18 protein-coding genes and 1 riboswitch are annotated in these 15,031 nt (G+C 68.2%); of the genes, 10 read left to right on the forward strand and 8 right to left on the reverse strand.

Translation table 11 applies throughout. The features are described from left to right. A partial coding sequence (locus AC1DYD_RS32150; protein ID WP_478176795.1) for an AMP-binding enzyme occupies window positions 1–361 on the forward strand: 361 nt, incomplete at its 5' end. Window positions 362–415: 54 nt separating this feature from the next. Next, a complete protein-coding gene (locus tag AC1DYD_RS32155) occupies window positions 416–928 on the forward strand; it encodes a LapA family protein (RefSeq protein ID WP_478176796.1) in 513 nt (170 codons plus the stop codon). A gap of 105 nt (window positions 929–1,033) precedes the next feature. On the opposite strand, the gene AC1DYD_RS32160 is transcribed toward AC1DYD_RS32155, so the two are convergent. Further along, complete coding sequence (locus tag AC1DYD_RS32160; protein WP_478176797.1) at window positions 1,034–1,339, reverse strand: c-type cytochrome; 306 nt, start codon at window positions 1,337–1,339, stop codon at window positions 1,034–1,036. A gap of 104 nt (window positions 1,340–1,443) precedes the next feature. On the opposite strand from AC1DYD_RS32160, the gene AC1DYD_RS32165 reads away from it, so the two are divergent. Then, window positions 1,444–1,698 carry a TIGR04438 family Trp-rich protein gene (locus tag AC1DYD_RS32165; protein WP_478176798.1) on the forward strand — a complete coding sequence of 85 codons (255 nt, stop codon included), beginning with the start codon at window positions 1,444–1,446 and terminating at the stop codon, window positions 1,696–1,698. A gap of 230 nt (window positions 1,699–1,928) precedes the next feature. On the opposite strand, the gene ilvD is transcribed toward AC1DYD_RS32165, so the two are convergent. Next, window positions 1,929–3,623 carry a dihydroxy-acid dehydratase gene (ilvD, locus tag AC1DYD_RS32170; RefSeq protein ID WP_478176799.1) on the reverse strand — a complete coding sequence of 565 codons (1,695 nt, stop codon included), beginning with the start codon at window positions 3,621–3,623 and terminating at the stop codon, window positions 1,929–1,931. Between the two features lie 97 nt (window positions 3,624–3,720). Between ilvD and AC1DYD_RS32175 the strand changes: the two genes are divergently transcribed. After that, window positions 3,721–4,662 (forward strand): LysR family transcriptional regulator, encoded by a 942-nt coding sequence (locus AC1DYD_RS32175; protein ID WP_478176800.1) that lies wholly within the window; start codon window positions 3,721–3,723, stop codon window positions 4,660–4,662. Between the two features lie 6 nt (window positions 4,663–4,668). On the opposite strand, the gene bfr is transcribed toward AC1DYD_RS32175, so the two are convergent. Beyond that, a complete protein-coding gene (gene bfr, locus AC1DYD_RS32180; RefSeq protein WP_478176801.1) occupies window positions 4,669–5,139 on the reverse strand; it encodes a bacterioferritin in 471 nt (156 codons plus the stop codon). A 150-nt stretch (window positions 5,140–5,289) separates the two neighbouring features. Here bfr and lgt point away from each other — a divergent pair, with 150 nt between their 5' ends. The 6 genes from lgt (at window position 5,290) to AC1DYD_RS32210 (ending at window position 11,907) form a co-directional block, all read left to right on the forward strand. Next, window positions 5,290–6,117 (forward strand): prolipoprotein diacylglyceryl transferase, encoded by an 828-nt coding sequence (lgt, locus tag AC1DYD_RS32185; protein ID WP_478176802.1) that lies wholly within the window; start codon window positions 5,290–5,292, stop codon window positions 6,115–6,117. A 102-nt stretch (window positions 6,118–6,219) separates the two neighbouring features. After that, complete coding sequence (locus AC1DYD_RS32190; RefSeq protein WP_478176803.1) at window positions 6,220–6,888, forward strand: GntR family transcriptional regulator; 669 nt, start codon at window positions 6,220–6,222, stop codon at window positions 6,886–6,888. Beyond that, window positions 6,885–8,345 carry a malonyl-CoA decarboxylase gene (locus AC1DYD_RS32195; RefSeq protein ID WP_478176804.1) on the forward strand — a complete coding sequence of 487 codons (1,461 nt, stop codon included), beginning with the start codon at window positions 6,885–6,887 and terminating at the stop codon, window positions 8,343–8,345. The genes AC1DYD_RS32190 and AC1DYD_RS32195 overlap by 4 nt, the downstream gene beginning before the upstream one ends. Window positions 8,346–8,423: 78 nt before the next feature. Then, a complete protein-coding gene (locus AC1DYD_RS32200; RefSeq protein WP_478176805.1) occupies window positions 8,424–9,410 on the forward strand; it encodes a Bug family tripartite tricarboxylate transporter substrate binding protein in 987 nt (328 codons plus the stop codon). A 168-nt stretch (window positions 9,411–9,578) separates the two neighbouring features. Continuing rightward, on the forward strand, window positions 9,579–10,355 hold the full coding sequence (locus AC1DYD_RS32205; protein WP_478176806.1) for an enoyl-CoA hydratase/isomerase family protein: 777 nt from the start codon (window positions 9,579–9,581) through the stop codon (window positions 10,353–10,355). Window positions 10,356–10,362: 7 nt separating this feature from the next. Beyond that, the gene (locus tag AC1DYD_RS32210) at window positions 10,363–11,907 is read left to right on the forward strand and encodes a malonate--CoA ligase (RefSeq protein WP_478176807.1); all 1,545 of its coding nucleotides are present in this window, start codon (window positions 10,363–10,365) and stop codon (window positions 11,905–11,907) included. 34 nt (window positions 11,908–11,941) lie between these two features. On the opposite strand, the gene AC1DYD_RS32215 is transcribed toward AC1DYD_RS32210, so the two are convergent. From AC1DYD_RS32215 to AC1DYD_RS32235, 5 genes are all read right to left on the reverse strand, one after another. Then, window positions 11,942–12,367, reverse strand: coding sequence for a universal stress protein (locus AC1DYD_RS32215; RefSeq protein ID WP_478176808.1), 426 nt, complete (start codon window positions 12,365–12,367; stop codon window positions 11,942–11,944). Window positions 12,368–12,434: 67 nt separating this feature from the next. Then, entirely contained in the window at window positions 12,435–12,878 is a 444-nt protein-coding gene (locus AC1DYD_RS32220; protein ID WP_478176809.1) for a universal stress protein, read from the reverse strand. Between the two features lie 97 nt (window positions 12,879–12,975). Further along, the gene (locus AC1DYD_RS32225; RefSeq protein ID WP_478176810.1) at window positions 12,976–13,791 is read right to left on the reverse strand and encodes a sulfite exporter TauE/SafE family protein; all 816 of its coding nucleotides are present in this window, start codon (window positions 13,789–13,791) and stop codon (window positions 12,976–12,978) included. Window positions 13,792–14,110: 319 nt separating this feature from the next. Then, window positions 14,111–14,428 (reverse strand): cell division protein ZapA, encoded by a 318-nt coding sequence (locus AC1DYD_RS32230; protein WP_478176811.1) that lies wholly within the window; start codon window positions 14,426–14,428, stop codon window positions 14,111–14,113. Then, on the reverse strand, window positions 14,428–14,652 hold the full coding sequence (locus AC1DYD_RS32235; protein WP_286367563.1) for a DUF904 domain-containing protein: 225 nt from the start codon (window positions 14,650–14,652) through the stop codon (window positions 14,428–14,430). The genes AC1DYD_RS32230 and AC1DYD_RS32235 overlap by 1 nt, the downstream gene beginning before the upstream one ends. A gap of 69 nt (window positions 14,653–14,721) precedes the next feature. Then, window positions 14,722–14,958, forward strand: a riboswitch (cobalamin riboswitch). Window positions 14,959–15,031 lie beyond the last annotated feature (73 nt).

The following is a 15,031-nucleotide window of genomic DNA, read 5'->3' on the forward strand; positions in this document are numbered from 1 at the left end:
GGAGATCGAATCGGCGCTGGTGGCCAAGACCGACCTGGTGGCCGAGGCGGCGGTGGTGGGCCGGCCCGACGACCTGACCGGCGAGGCGGTCTGCGCCTTCGTCGTCCTGAAGCGCGGCCGCCCGGCCAGCGACGAGGAAGCGCGCAAGATCGCGGCCGAGCTGCGCAATTGGGTGGCGAAGGAGATCGGCCCCATTGCAAAACCGAAAGATATCCGCTTCGGAGAGAATCTTCCGAAGACACGCAGCGGTAAGATCATGCGTCGGCTGCTGCGCAGTCTCGCCAAGGGCGAGGCCATCACCCAGGACACCTCGACGCTCGAGAATCCGGCCATTCTGGAGCAGCTCGGCCAGGCCTATTGAGCGCCTCGTGCCGGTCGCGCAGCGGCAGTCCAATCAACTTCAGGGAAAAGAAAAATGGGATTGAGAACTGCTGTATTGCTGGTCGTGGTGCTGCTGATCGCGGCACTGGCGGCCTTGAACTGGAGCCTGCTGGCCTCGCCGACGCTGATGTCGATCGGCTTCATGCAGGTGACAGCGCCCTTCGGGCTGATCATGCTCGGGCTGACCGCACTGCTGGGCATCTTCTTCGTTGCCTACGTGGTCTACCTGCAGAGCTCGATTCTGTTCGAGACCCGTCGGCACACCAAGGAGATGCAGGCCCAGCGCGATCTCGCGGACAAGGCCGAGGCCTCGCGCTTCACCGAGCTGCGCAACTTCCTGGAGACCCAGGAAAACGCCCATGCGGCGCGCAATGCCGAGCGCCACGCGGCGCTGTTGGCGCGCATCGAGCAGCTCGAAGCCACGGCGCGGTCGCGCGCCGAGCAGACCGACAACACCATCGCGGCCCACATCGGCCAGCTCGAGGACCGCTTCGATCGCCGCACGGCCGCGCTGCCGGCCGCCGCCGGCATGCCGCCTGCCGTCTGAGAGCCCCCACGCTCGTCACTCCGTGTACTCGCTGCCCCCGAGGGGCGCAGACCGCCTTGGGGCGGCCCTGGCGCCGGTCTGAGTTGATGCCCGCTGGCGGTTCGGCTACTTGGTCGACAGGACCCAGGCCGCGAGCTTCTTGGCATCCGCTTCGTTGACCTGGTTGTTGGCCGGCATCGGCACCGGCCCCCAGACGCCCGAGCCGCCCTTCACGATCTTGGCTGCCAGCATGTCGGCCGCGCCCTTGCTGTCCTTGTACTTCGCGGCCACGTCCTTGAAGGACGGCCCCAGCACCTTGCGGTCTACCGCGTGGCAGCTCATGCAGTTCTTGGACGTCGCCAGGGCCAGGTCGGCCAGGGCAGGCGCGGCGCAGAGGAAGCTGGCCGCAACGACCAGAAGCGATTTATTCATGGGGTTGCCGATGCGTGGGTGCGTTAAAGTCGATCCAACGCGATTGTAGGCAGGGCGGTGCACCGCTTCGCCCGGCGCGCTCTCACTCAACGGAGAAGTTCGCGATGTGGTTTCTGTTGCTGGGCCTGTTCGGTGTGGCTCTCAAGTTTTTCGAGATCGGCTTCGTCGCCGCCTGGAGCTGGTGGGTCGTGTTGATCCCGTTCGCACTGGCGGTCGTGTGGTGGGCCTGGGCCGATGCGTCCGGCTACACCAAGCGCAAGGTGGTCGAGAAGGAGAACCAGCGCCGCCAGGACCGGATCGATCGGCAGCGCAGCAACCTCGGCATGCTCAACAGCCGGTCAAACCGAAAGCGGCGCTGAGCCGCAGCGGCGCTTCCAACGCGCTCTTCACCAGAAACACCGCGGAACCGGCTTTGCCGGGCCGCTGGTGTTGCCCCCGGCAGGGGGTGGGCGCCCCGACACGAAGTGCGGGGCAACCTGGGGGCGAGCAACAGCGCCACCGCGGAACCGGCTTTGCCGGGCCGCTGGTGTTGCCCCCCGGCAGGGGGTGGGCGCCCCGACACGAAGTGCGGGGCAACCTGGGGGCGAGCTCAATACTTGTCGAGGACGGCGCCGGAGCTTGCGCTTGACGCATTGAACGCGAATTTCGCCTGCACGCCGCGCGTGTAGCGTGGGGCAGGCGCCTTCCAGCCTTCGCGGCGCCTGGCGATCTCGGCCTCGGGCACATTGAGCTCGAGCTTCAGTTCGTGCGCATCGATCGTGATCGAGTCGCCCTCGTTGACGAAGGCGATGGTGCCGCCGGCCGCCGCCTCGGGTGCCACGTGGCCGACCACCATGCCCCAGGTTCCGCCCGAGAAGCGGCCATCGGTGATCAGGCCGACGCTCTCGCCAAGGCCGGCGCCAATCAGCGCGCCCGTAGGTGCCAGCATCTCGGGCATGCCCGGGCCGCCCTTGGGGCCGAGGTAGCGCAGCACCATCACGTCGCCGGCCTTGATCTTGCCGTCGAGGATCGCCTGCAGCGCCGACTGCTCGTCGTCGAAGACGCGCGCCGGGCCGGTGATGACCGGGTTCTTGAGGCCGGTGATCTTGGCCACCGCGCCTTCGGGCGAGAGGTTGCCCTTGAGGATCGCGAGGTGGCCTTCGGCGTACATCGGATGGCCGATCGGGCGGATCACGTCCTGGGAGGCAGCAGGCTGGTCGGGCACGTCCTTCAGCACTTCGGCGATGGTCTGGCCGCTGATCGTGAGGCAGTCGCCGTGCAGCAGGCCGGCGTTGAGCAGCACCTTCATGACCTGCGGGATGCCGCCGGCCTGGTGCAGGTCGACCGCCAGGTACTTGCCGCTGGGCTTCAGGTCGCACAGCACCGGCACCTTCTTGCGCATGCGCTCGAAGTCATCGATCGACCAGTCCACGCCGGCCGCATGGGCGATGGCCAGGAAGTGCAGCACCGCGTTGGTCGAGCCGCCGGTGGCCATGATGACGGCCACCGCGTTCTCGATCGCCTTCTTGGTCACGATGTCGCGCGGCTTGATGTCCTTCTTGATCGCCTCGATCAGCACCTTGGCCGATTCCTTGGCCGAGTTGGCCTTTTCCTCGTGCGGGTTCGCCATGGTCGAGGAGTAGGGCAGCGAGATGCCGAGCGCCTCGAAGGCCGAGCTCATGGTGTTGGCCGTGTACATGCCGCCGCAGGAGCCGGTGCCCGGGATCGCGCGCATTTCGATCTCGCGCAGGTCCTCGTCGCTCAGGTTGCCGGCGGCATTCTGGCCGACCGCCTCGAACACGCTCACGATGTTCAGGTCCTGGCCCTTGTACCGGCCTGGCAGGATGGTGCCGCCGTAGACGTAGATCGCCGGCACATTGGCGCGCAGCATGCCCATCAGGCCGCCGGGCATGTTCTTGTCGCAGCCGCCGACCACCAGCACGCCGTCCATCCACTGGCCGCCGACGCAGGTCTCGATGCAGTCGGAAATCACTTCGCGGCTGACCAGCGAGTACTTCATGCCCTCGGTGCCCATCGCCATGCCGTCGGAGATGGTCGGGGTGCCGAAGACCTGCGCGTTGCCGCCGGCTTCCTCGATGCCCTCGATGGCCGCATCGGCCAGCCTCTGCAGGCCCGAGTTGCAGGGCGTGATGGTGCTGTGGCCGTTGGCGACGCCGACCATCGGCTTCTTGAAATCGCCTTCCTGGTAGCCCATGGCATAGAACATCGAGCGGTTCGGCGCCCGGCTCTTGCCTTCGACGATGTTGGCGCTGCGGCGGTTGATCTTGATCGGTTTCGTGTCCATCGTGCTTCTCGCGTTCGTGATCGGGGGACGCCAAGTATCGGACGATTGATTGATTGCTTCCAATCCTATTTTTCGGTGCTATTGATATGCTTGGCATATGAAAGAAACGCTGATCGACCTGCGCGCCTGGCGCCAGTTCGTGGCCGTCGCCGAAGAGCTTCATTTCGGCCGGGCCGCCGTGCGCCTGCACATGACGCAGCCGCCGGTCACGCAGGCCATCGCCCAGCTCGAGAAGACGCTCGGGGTGCTGCTGTTCGACCGCACGCGGCGCCGGGTGGCGCTGACGGCGGCCGGCGAGGCGCTGCTGCCCGAGGTGCGCGAACTGCTGGCGCGCGCGCAGGCGCTACCGGCGCGGGCCCGCGCGGCGGCGGCCGGCGAGGTCGGCCGGGTGCGGCTGGCCTTCGTCTCGACCATCGGCTTCGACCAGCTGCCGGGCTGGGTGCGGGCGTTCCGCGAACACAGTCCCCAGGTGGTGCTGGAACTGGTCGAGGCCACCGGCGACGTGCAGCTGCGGGACCTGGAGCGCGGTGCCATCGACGCCGGCCTGATGCTGCATTCGCCGGGCTTCGCGCCACCGGGCCTCAGCCACCTGCGGGTGGCGGTCGAGCCGCTGGTGCTGGCACTGCCCGAGCACCACCCGCTGGCCGCTGCAGCGCAGTTGCCGTGGGAGGCGGTGCTCGGCGAGCCGCTGGTGATCTTCCCGCGCCGCATCGCGCCCTCGCTGCACGACGCGGTCTTCGGGCTCTACCACGCGGCGGGCCGACTGCCGGTCGTGGCGCAGGAGGCGATCCAGATGCAGACCATCGTCAACCTGGTGTCGGCAGGGCTCGGCCTGGCCTGGGCGCCCGAGAGCGTGATGCAGTTCCGCCGCACCGGCGTGGTCTATCGCACGCCCGACGCCGCGGGTGCGCGCGGCAGGAAGCGGCCGCCTGCCGTGCCGCTGTGCGAAACCAGCCTGGTCTGGCAAGAGGACGAGGCCCATCCGGCGCTGGACCGCTTCGTCGCCTTCGTGCGCGAGCGCATGGAGGAGGGCGGCTGAGCGCCCTCAGGCTTCCGATTGGGACTGGAGGTAGTTTTCGAGGCCGAGCTTGTCGATCAGGCCGAGCTGCTTTTCGAGCCAATAGGCATGGTCTTCTTCGGTGTCCTTCAACTGGGCCAGCAGCAGGTCGCGGCTGACGTAGTCGCCGGCGCTTTCGCACAGCGCGATGCCCTGCTGCAGCGCCTCGCGCACCTCGTACTCGGTCGCCAGGTCCTTCCGCAACATCTCGGCCACGCTCAGGCCGGGCGTGAATTCCTTCGGCCGCATGTCGGGCAGGCCGCCGAGCATCAGGATGCGCCGGATCAGTACGTCGGCGTGCTGGGTTTCCTCCTGCATCTCGTGGTCGAGCCGCGTGTACAGCCTGCCGAAGCCCTGGTCCTCGTAGATGCGCGAATGGATGAAGTACTGGTCGCGGGCGGCGAGTTCGCCGCGAACCAGTTGCTTGAAGTAGTCGATGACTTGAGGATTTCCCTGCATGAGCCTGTGCCTTGTTGTTCTTGGAACCCAGGAGTATCGCGGCGATGGGGCGGCGGCGGGGTCGATGACCCCGTGCCGGCAGTCTGCATGGTTGTGGGTATCAGAAGCGTTCGCATTCGGGACCGCGGCGCGGGGCGGCACAATCTCCCCATGCTCATGTACCCGCAGATCAACCCCATCGCGCTGCAGCTCGGCCCGGTCGCCATCCACTGGTATGGCCTGACCTATCTGGCCGCCTTCGCACTGTTCTATTTCCTCGGCACCCGCCGCCTTCGGCACGAACCCTTCCGTTCGGTCACCGGCCCGGGCGCCTGGACCCGCAAGGATGTGGAAGACATCCTGTTCCTGGGTGTGATGGGCGTCATCGTCGGTGGCCGGCTGGGCTACTGCCTGTTCTACAAGCCGGGTTACTACCTCACGCATCCGCTCGAGATCTTGTTCGTCTGGCAGGGCGGCATGAGCTTCCATGGCGGGCTGCTCGGCGTGATCGCCTCGATGGTGTGGTTCGCGCGTTCGCGCGCCCGGCCGTTCTGGCAGGTGATGGATTTCGTCGCCCCCTGCGTGCCGACTGGGCTGGCCGCGGGACGAGTCGGCAATTTCATCAACGGCGAACTCTGGGGCCGCTTCAGCAGCCCGGACCTGCCCTGGGGCATGGTGTTTCCGCAAAGCGGCTCGATGCTGCCGCGCCATCCCTCGCAGGTCTACCAGTTCCTGCTCGAGGGCCTGCTGCTGTTCGCGCTGCTGTGGCTCTACGCGCGCAAGGACCGCGGCGAACGGCGCGTCTCGGCGGTGTTCCTGATCGGCTACGGCCTGATGCGCTTCATCGCCGAGTACTTCCGCGAGCCCGACGACTTCCTGGGCCTGCTGGCGCTCAACATGAGCATGGGCCAGTGGCTCTGCGTGCCGATGATCGCCTTCGGCCTCTGGCTCTATGCCAGCGCGCGGCCTGCGGCGGCGGCCGGCGCGGTGCGCGGTTGATCGGCCGCATCCCGGCAGCGCCCGGGAATCCACCGACCCCGGGCGGCATTGCGCGCAAGTCGGCGAGTTCCCATAATTACGCGTAATTACGACAACCGGAACATGCGCCTGGTCCAGAACTCCTTGCACCATGAAGTCGCCGCCACGCTGCGCGAAGAGATCTTCGGCGGCGTGCTGGCGCCGGGCGCCTTCATCGACGAGGCCGCGGTCTGCGACCGGCTGCAGATCTCGCGCACGCCCTTGCGCGAGGCGCTGAAGGTGCTGACGGCCGAGGGGCTGCTGCGGCACGAGCCGCGCCGGGGCTGCTTCGTCGCCGAGGTCACGCAGCGCGACCTCGACGAGATCTTCCCGGTGATCGCGCTGCTCGAAGGCCGCTGCGCCTGGGAGGCCGCGCGCAACGCCAGCGATGCCGACCTCGAAGCGCTCGAGGCGCTGCACGACCGGCTCGCCAGGCATGCGCGGACCCGGCGCATCAACGACTACTACGCGACCAACTTCGCGATTCACGAGGCGATCATCATGCTGGCCGACAATCGCTGGCTGGCGCAGGTGATCGGCGACCTGCGCAAGATCCTCAGGCTGGCGCGGCAGCAGCAGCTGCATGCGCCGGGACGGCTCGAGCAGAGCCTGTCCGAGCATCTCGCGGTGTTCGCCGCGCTCAAGGCGCGCGACAGCGACGGCGCCGAGGCGGCGATGCGCACCCACCTGAACCGCCAGCGCGAGGCCCTGCGGGCAGTCGCGCTGCAACAGAAGGCGAAGCTGATCTCATGAATGCCGGCGACTGGATCACGCGCGGCGTCTCGCTGCTGCGTCCGGGACATTCGCCCGACGGCGCGAACCCGGCCGCCGATGCCACCCGGGCGAAGAAGGGCGCGGCGGGCCCGCGCCCGCTCGCCGAGCGGCTCGAGGCCACGCTGCGCCGACCGGGCGAGGCGCTGGCACCGCGCGCGCTGCGGCGTGCACTGGTCGAACTGCAGGCGGTGCTCGATCCCCGTATCAGCGAGGTCGAGGCCGGGCGCCGCGCGCACGCGGTGGTGCAGTGGTATGGCGCCCGCGAACTCGACCAACGGCGCGACATCTGGCTGCTCATGAGCGAACGTTTCGCGCCCGACGTGCAAAAGCTCAACAGCGCCCGCGACCGGCACGAGGCGGCGGTCGGCACGCCGGACGAGGGCCAGGCCGAGATCGGGTTGCGGCGCGCGCTGGCCTCGCCGCGCGCGCGGCTGCTGCAGCGCTTCGCGATCGACGCCGACGGCATGCGCTTCCTGGTCGACCTGCGCGCCGAGCTGCTGCCGCACCTGAAGGGCGACCGCCGGCTGCTGCCGCTCGACGCCGAGCTCGAGCACCTGTTCTCGACCTGGTTCGACATGGCCTTCCTCGACCTGCGGCGCATCAGCTGGGACTCGCCGGCCTCGCTGATCGAGAAGCTGATCCAGTACGAGGCGGTGCACGACATCAAGAGCTGGGCCGACGTCAAGAACCGGCTCGACAGCGACCGCCGCTGCTATGGCTTCTTCCATCCGCGGTTGCCCAATACGCCGCTGATCTTCGTCGAGGTGGCGCTGGTCGACCGCATCAGCGAGGGCATCGTGCCGCTGCTCGACGAGGCCGCGGCGCTGGTCAGGCCGGACAAGGCGACGACCGCGATCTTCTACTCGATCAGCAACACGCAGACCGGATTGCGGGGCGTCAGCTTCGGCGACTCGCTGATCAAGCGCGTGGTCGAGACGCTGCAGGAGGAACTGCCACGGCTGAAGACCTTCGCGACCTTGTCGCCGATCCCGGGCTTTCGCGGCTGGCTGGCGAAGCACGCCGCCGAGCTGCTCGAGCGGCTCGACGAGAAGCGCGCGGCCGAGCTGGGCCTCGGCATCGGCTCGCTGCCGCCGACGGCCGAGCGCTTCCTCGCCGCCGCCGACGACGCGAACGCGCTCGACGCCAGGTCGCCGGTGCGCCAGCTGCTGTTGAATGCGGCCGCCGAGTACCTCGGCCGCGCCACGGTCGACGGCAAGCCGGTCGATCCGGTGGCGCGCTTCCATCTCGGCAACGGGGCGCGGGTGGAGCGTCTCAACTGGGCCGGCGATCCGTCGCCGAAGGGGCTCAGGCAGTCCTACGGCCTGATGGTCAACTACCTCTACGATCTCAAGCGGCTCGACAAGCACCGCACCCTGCTCGCGCAGGGCAGGGTGGCGGTCTCGGGCGGTATTGACGACCTGTTCCTCAAGGGCTGAGAAAAAAAAGGGGCCGTTCCGAATCGGCGCGCAGCAGGCCCCGGCGCAAGACTGCCAGACAAGTACAGGAGACAAGCGATGGGTCCAGGTTTTCAACGGCGCGACGTGCTGCGCCTGGCGGCAGCGAGCGCTGCCGTTCTCGCGGGCAGCGCGCGGGCGCAATCGAACTGGCCGACCCGGCCGGTGACGATGGTCGTTCCGTTCCCGGCCGGTGGCGGCACCGACGCTTTCGCGCGGCCGCTGTCGGCGCAGTTCAGCAGGCTCACCGGGCAGACGCTGGTGATCGACAACCGCGGCGGCGCCGGCGGCACCCTCGGCGCCAGCATCGCCGCCAAGGCGGCGCCGGACGGCTACACGCTCTTCATGGGCGCGGTGCATCACGCGATCGCGCCGTCGATCTATCCGAGGCTCGACTACGACCTCGAGAAGGACTTCGTGCCGCTGCTGCTGCTGGCCAACGTGCCGCAGGTCGTGGTGGTGAACCCGAAGCGGATCACCGAGGCGACGCTCAAGGCCTTCGTCGCCAACGCCAAGCAGAACCCGGGCAAGCTCAACTACGCATCGGCCGGCGCCGGCACCTCGCACCATCTGGCCGGCGAGCTGTTCAAGCTGCAGACCGGCACCTACATCACGCACATTCCCTACCGCGGCGCCGGGCCGGCGCTGCAGGACCTGATCGCCGGCAACGTCGACGTCATGTTCGACGGGCTCGGCTCGTCGGCCCAGCACATCAAGGCCGGCCGGATCAAGGCGCTGATGGTCGCCGGCGGCAAGCGCAATGCGGCCTTCCCGGACGTCCCCTGCGCGGCCGAGGTGGGCTTGCCCGACTACACCGTGACGACCTGGTACGGCCTCTGGGCGCCCAAGGGCACACCCGCCGACGTGCAGGCGAGGATCGTCGACGACATGAAGAAGGCGCTCGCCACCGACGAGCTGAAGGCGATCTGGGCCAACAATGGCTCGGAGATCCCGAACCTCACCCAGGCCGCCTATGGCGCCTTCGTGAATTCGGAGATCAAGCGCTGGGCCGCGGTGGTCAAGGCCTCGGGGGCCAAGCTCGAATGAGCGCCGTGCCGGGCCGCCCCAAGCAAGCTCGCGCCCCCTCGGGGGGCAGCGAGGACACGAAGTGCCGAGCGTGGGGGCTCGAATGAGCGCCGTGCCGGGCCGCCCCAAGCAAGCTCGCGCCCCCTCGGGGGGCAGCGAGGACACGAAGTGCCGAGCGTGGGGGCTCGAATGACGGCGTCGATCGGTTTGCGCATCGAGGGGCCGCTGGCCTTCGTGACCCTGCAGAACCCCGGCCGGCTGAACGCGATGACGCGCGGCATGTGGCGCGAACTGCGAGCCGTCTTCGAGCGGCTGGGCCACGTGCCGGCGCTGCGCTGTGTCGTCGTCGGCGGCGAGGGCGGCGCCTTCTGCGCCGGCGGCGACATCTCGGAATACCCGTCCTTCCGCTTCGACGCCGCCAGCCTGCGTGCGTTCCACGAGGACGAGGTCTGGGCCGCGCTGGCAGCGATGCTGGCTTGCGAACTGCCGCTGCTGGCCCGCATCGAGGGCGCCTGCATGGGTGCCGGACTCGAAATCGCGAGCTGCTGCGACATCCGCCTGGCCGCTGCGTCGGCGAGGTTCGGCGCACCGATCGCCAAGCTCGGCTTCCCGATGGCGCCGCGCGAGGCAGCGCTGGTGCAGGGCGCGATCGGCGACGTGCTGGCGCGCGACATGCTGCTGGCGGCCGGCGTCCACGGGGCGCAGCGCCTCTGCGACACCGGCTTCCTGCTGCGCGTGCTGCCTGACGCCGAACTGGCAGCGGAGGTGCTGGCGCATGCCCGGCGCATCGCGACGCTGGCGCCAGCGGCCGCGCGCCTCAACAAGGCGACCTTCGCCGCGCTGCGGCAGGCCGGCGCGCAGCAGGCGGTCGCGCCGCTGATCGCCGGCGCCTACGATTACGCCGACTCCGCCGAGCATCGCGAAGGCATCGCCGCCTTCCTCGCCAAGCGGCCGCCCGTCTTTTGAGATCCCCATGACCGACACTCCCAACGCCAATCTCTTCGCCGTGCTGCGCGCGGCTTTCCCTTCCGATCTCGATGCCATCGCGGTCGAGACCGACGACGGCCTGTTCTATTCGTGGCGCGACCTCGATCGCGCCAGCGCGATGATCGCCAACCTGCTGGAGGCGCTGGGCCTCGAGAAGGGCGCCCGCATCGCGGTCCAGGTCGAGAAGTCGGTCGAGGCCATGATGCTGTACCTGGCGACCTTGCGCGCGGGCTATGTCTTCCTGCCGCTCAACACCGCCTACCGGGGCGCCGAGATCGCGTACTTCATCGGCAACGCCGAACCGGCCGTGGTGGTCTGCAGCAGCGCCAACGCCTCGTGGGTCGGCCCGATCGCGACCGCCGCGGGCACCCGCCATCTCTTCACGCTCGACGACGACCGCAGCGGCACGCTGCTCGAGGCGGCCGCCCGCTGCAGCGACCGGCACGATGTCGCCCTGAAGAGCGAGGACGATCTCGCCGCCATCCTCTACACCAGCGGCACCACCGGCCGCAGCAAGGGCGCGATGTTGACGCATCGCAACCTGTCGTCGAACGCCGAGGTGCTGAAGGACTACTGGGGCTGGCGCAGCGGCGATGTGCTGATCCACGCGCTGCCGATCTTCCATGTGCACGGGCTCTTCGTCGCGATCCACGGCGCGCTGATCAGCGGCAGCAAGATGATCTGGCTCAACCGCTTCGACCCTGCGCGCGTCGTCGCCCGACTGCCCGAGGCGACCGTCTTCATGGGCGTGCCGACCCTTTACGTGCGCATGCTGGCCGAGCGCGGACTGACGAAGAAGGCCTGCCGCGACATGCGGGTCTTCATCTCCGGTTCGGCGCCGCTCCTGATCGACACCTTCAATGCCTGGCGCGAGCGCACCGGCCACACCATTCTCGAGCGCTACGGCATGAGCGAGACGGCCATGCTGACTTCCAACCCCTACAGCCCGCTGCAGGGCGAGCGCCGTGGCGGCACGGTCGGCTTCCCCTTGCCGGGCGTGCGCCTGCGGGTGCGCGACGATGCCGGCGAGCCGTGCCCGACCGACGAGATCGGCCACATCGAGGTCGGCGGCCCGAACGTGTTCGCCGGCTATTGGCGGATGCCGGAGAAGACCCGGGAAGAGTTCACGGCCGACGGCTACTTCAGGACCGGCGACGTCGGCAAAGTCGACGGCCTGGGCTATGTCACGATCGTCGGGCGCAGCAAGGACCTGATCATCAGCGGCGGCTACAACGTCTATCCGGCCGAGGTCGAGGGCTACATCAACGAACTGGCCGGGGTGGCCGAGAGCGCCATCGTCGGCGTGCCGCACGCCGACTTCGGGGAGGTCGGCGTGGCCATCGTGACGGCCCGCGCCGGTGCCTCGATCGACGGCGACGCGATCATTGCCGAGCTCAAGGCGAAGCTCGCCAACTTCAAGATCCCGAAGCGCTGCTTCGTGGTGCCCGAGCTGCCGCGCAACGCGATGGGGAAGGTGCAGAAGGCGCTGCTGCGGGAGCAGCACAAGGGGCTGTTCGCGCGCGAGGGGTGAAGAAGGGTGCCGCCTCGGGAGCGGCCCGGCCCGCCTACTGGACCAGCAGCACCGAGATGTCGGTCTCGGACACCACCTTGGTCGCGACCGATCCCATCAGCGCCCGGCCCAGCAGGCCATGGCCGTGCGTGCCCATCACGATCAGTTCGGCGCCGCAGGCATTGGCGGCCTTGAGGATTTCTTCGGCAGCGTGGCCGTGGCGCTGGTCGACCGTGTAGTTGGTGATGCCGCAGCTCGCCAGCGTGGCCTTGACCGGCTCGACGACCTTGGCCGTTTCCTCGGCGTAGTAGTCGCGCACGATTTCCTTGCTCAGGTGGCGCGTGACATGGCCCGGCACGCCGATGCAGACATGCACCACCACCAGTTCGTTGCCATCGATGAACATGTTGCGATGCTTCGCCAGGTAGTCCAGCGCCTTCGTTGTGTGGTCGCTGCCGTCAACGGCGATCAGGATCTTCATGCGTGGCCTCTTTCATTGATTCTCGATGCGCGGTGAAGGCACCGCGTGCGGCGTTTATAAACCGGACTCAGCGCAGCACCAAGACCGGCAGGTCCGAGTGAGTGAGCACATGCTGGGTCTCGCTGCCCAGCAGCAGGCGCCTGATGCCCCGGCGGCCGTGCGAGGCCATCACGATCGTGTCGCTGCCGTGCTTCTTCGCGGCCGCGATGATCGCCTCGCCCACCAGGTCGCCGCTGACCGTCGTGGTCTGGATCCGGACACCGCTGGCCTCGGCCAGCTTGGCGATCTCGTCGAGCGTGGCTTGCGCCGATTCTGCCCACTGCCTTTCGATGCGCCCGATGTCTTCGGGCGTGAAGACCGCGGCGCCGTCGAAGTAGTTGGTCGGATAGCGCGGAACCACGGTCAGCGCCAGCAACTCGGCGCCGCTCCGTGCGGCCAGTGCGATGGCGCTCTCCACGGCCTTCTTCGAGAGCGGGGAGCCGTCGGTGGCGACCAGGATTCGCTTGAACATGAATGCTCCTGTGGTTGGACCGCACGAGCTTAATACAAGGGCCGCGCGGCCTGGCTTGATTCCGGTCAAGCGTGGGGGAATGCGCGGCCGGCCGACCTCAGCCGTGCAGCCCCTTCCAGAGCATGTAGGCTGCCAGCAGGTAGAGGATGCTCGCGAACACGCGCTTGAGCTTGCCGACCGGCAGCTTGTGTGCGGCCCGCGCGCCCAACGGCGCCACGGCGAAGCTGCAGATGGCGATCACGGCCAGCGCCGGCAGCCAGATGTAGCCGAAGGAGCCTGCCGGCAGGTCTTGCACCGAGTGGCCGCTGGCCACGTAGCCGACCACGTTGGCGACCGCGATCGGGAAGCCCAGTGCGGCGCTGGTGGCGACCGCATTGTGGATCGCGACGTTGCACCAGGTCATGAAGGGCACGCTGATGAAGCCGCCGCCGGCGCCGACCAGGCCGGAGATGAAACCGATCGCGCCGCCGGCGCCGAACTGGCCTGCGGTGCCCGGCATCTGGCGCGTCGGCTTGGGCTTCTTGTCGAGGAACATCCGGGTGGCCGAGAAGCCGACGAAGAGGGCGAAGAAGATCGCCAGCGCGCTGCCCTTGAGCAGGCTGAAGACGCCCAGGCTGCCCAGCAGGCTGCCGGCTACGATGCCGGGCGCCAGCCGCTTGACGATGTCCCAGCGCACGGCGCCCCGCTTGTGATGGGCCCGCACGCTCGAGATCGAGGTGAAGATGATGGTCGCCATCGAGGTCGCGATCGCCATCTTGACCGACAGGTCGGCGGCGACGCCGCGGTGGCCGAGGATGATCGTGATGAACGGCACCATCAGCATGCCGCCGCCGATGCCGAGCAGGCCGGCAAGGAATCCGGTGCCGACACCGAGCAGGGCGAGTTCGGCGATCAGCAGGATTTCGATCATCATTGGCACGGTTCCAGAAAAAAGCCACGGCACCCGTCGCGGGTGCCGTGGCTGTCATCGAAAAGGTGTCTGCGAGTGTGAGCCGGACCCGCATCCTGAACCAGGGTTCAGGTGGGCGAGGTCAGCAAGGCTTCGGGTTCATCTGACGCGAGATGATCACACCCGCCAAGCGATGTTCCAAGCCCCGCTCCGTAGAGCATTGGTACAAGGAAATATAAAGCCCAGCTTCGCACCGCAGACGATGCGTATTTTACGCCCGCTGCCGGTGCTGCGGACCTGCAATCTTTTCAATCGCGCTGCCCGACCTGGGGGCAAGATGGTTCTAGAGCAAATGTCCGTCGCCAGCGAGGGCCTGGTCGAGGCGCTGGACCAGTTGCGCGGCGCGGGCGTCCTCTTCGGTGGCGTCAGGGGCTGCAGCAGGCGCCGGCGCCGGCGCGGCTTCGCGCTGCACCAGGTCGAAGGCCAGGTTCAACGAGGCCAGCACCGCGATCCGGTCGCGCGCCTTGACCTTGCCGGCGTCGCGGATCTTGCACATCGCGGCATCGACGCGTTCGACCGCTTCGCGCAGTTGCGCTTCGCCGCCTTCGGGGCAGCCGAGCAGGTAGCTCTGGCCCATGATCTGGACTTCTATTTGTTTCATCAGGGAGCGCTGGCGTCTTGGCCGGGATCGGCGGGCAGTTGGTCGAGCAGGGCATCGAGCCGCGTGCGCGCCGCGGCAAGCCGCGATTTGAGGGTGTCGCGTTCGCGCGTGAGCGCGTCGACCTGGTCCTGGAGCAGCGCATTGGTGCGCTGTACTTCCTCATGGCGCACGAGCAGGCGTTCGACGCGCTCGGCGATCTGGTCAATACGGCTCGGTGCAGGCATGGAGGGCGATTGTAGTTTCCGGCGCTGCTGCGTTTTCATCGCAGTCCGGAAGGCCTATGCCAACAAACCCTACAATTCCGCGCGTTGGTGCTCGCGCCGCGGTTCACGCGTCGCAGTTCAACGGGAAGCAGGAGGCGAAGCCCATCGGGCCGGTTCAACCTGCGCTGCCCCCGCAACGGTCAAGCAGCCGGCATCCTCGGATGCCGCCCTCGTCAATCAGCCACTGGGCGCCCTGAAACAGGTGCCTGGGAAGGCGGCGAGGGTTGTGCCGCCAGCCCGGATACCGGCCAACGAGGCGGCCGCCGCATGGCTAGAAGCATGACGGTGGCCATGACGTCCAAGCGCCGGCGGGGAAGCCGGCGAAGGGCATTGATCTTTG

The sequence above is a fragment of the Variovorax sp. P4_B11 genome, from assembly GCF_056402355.1.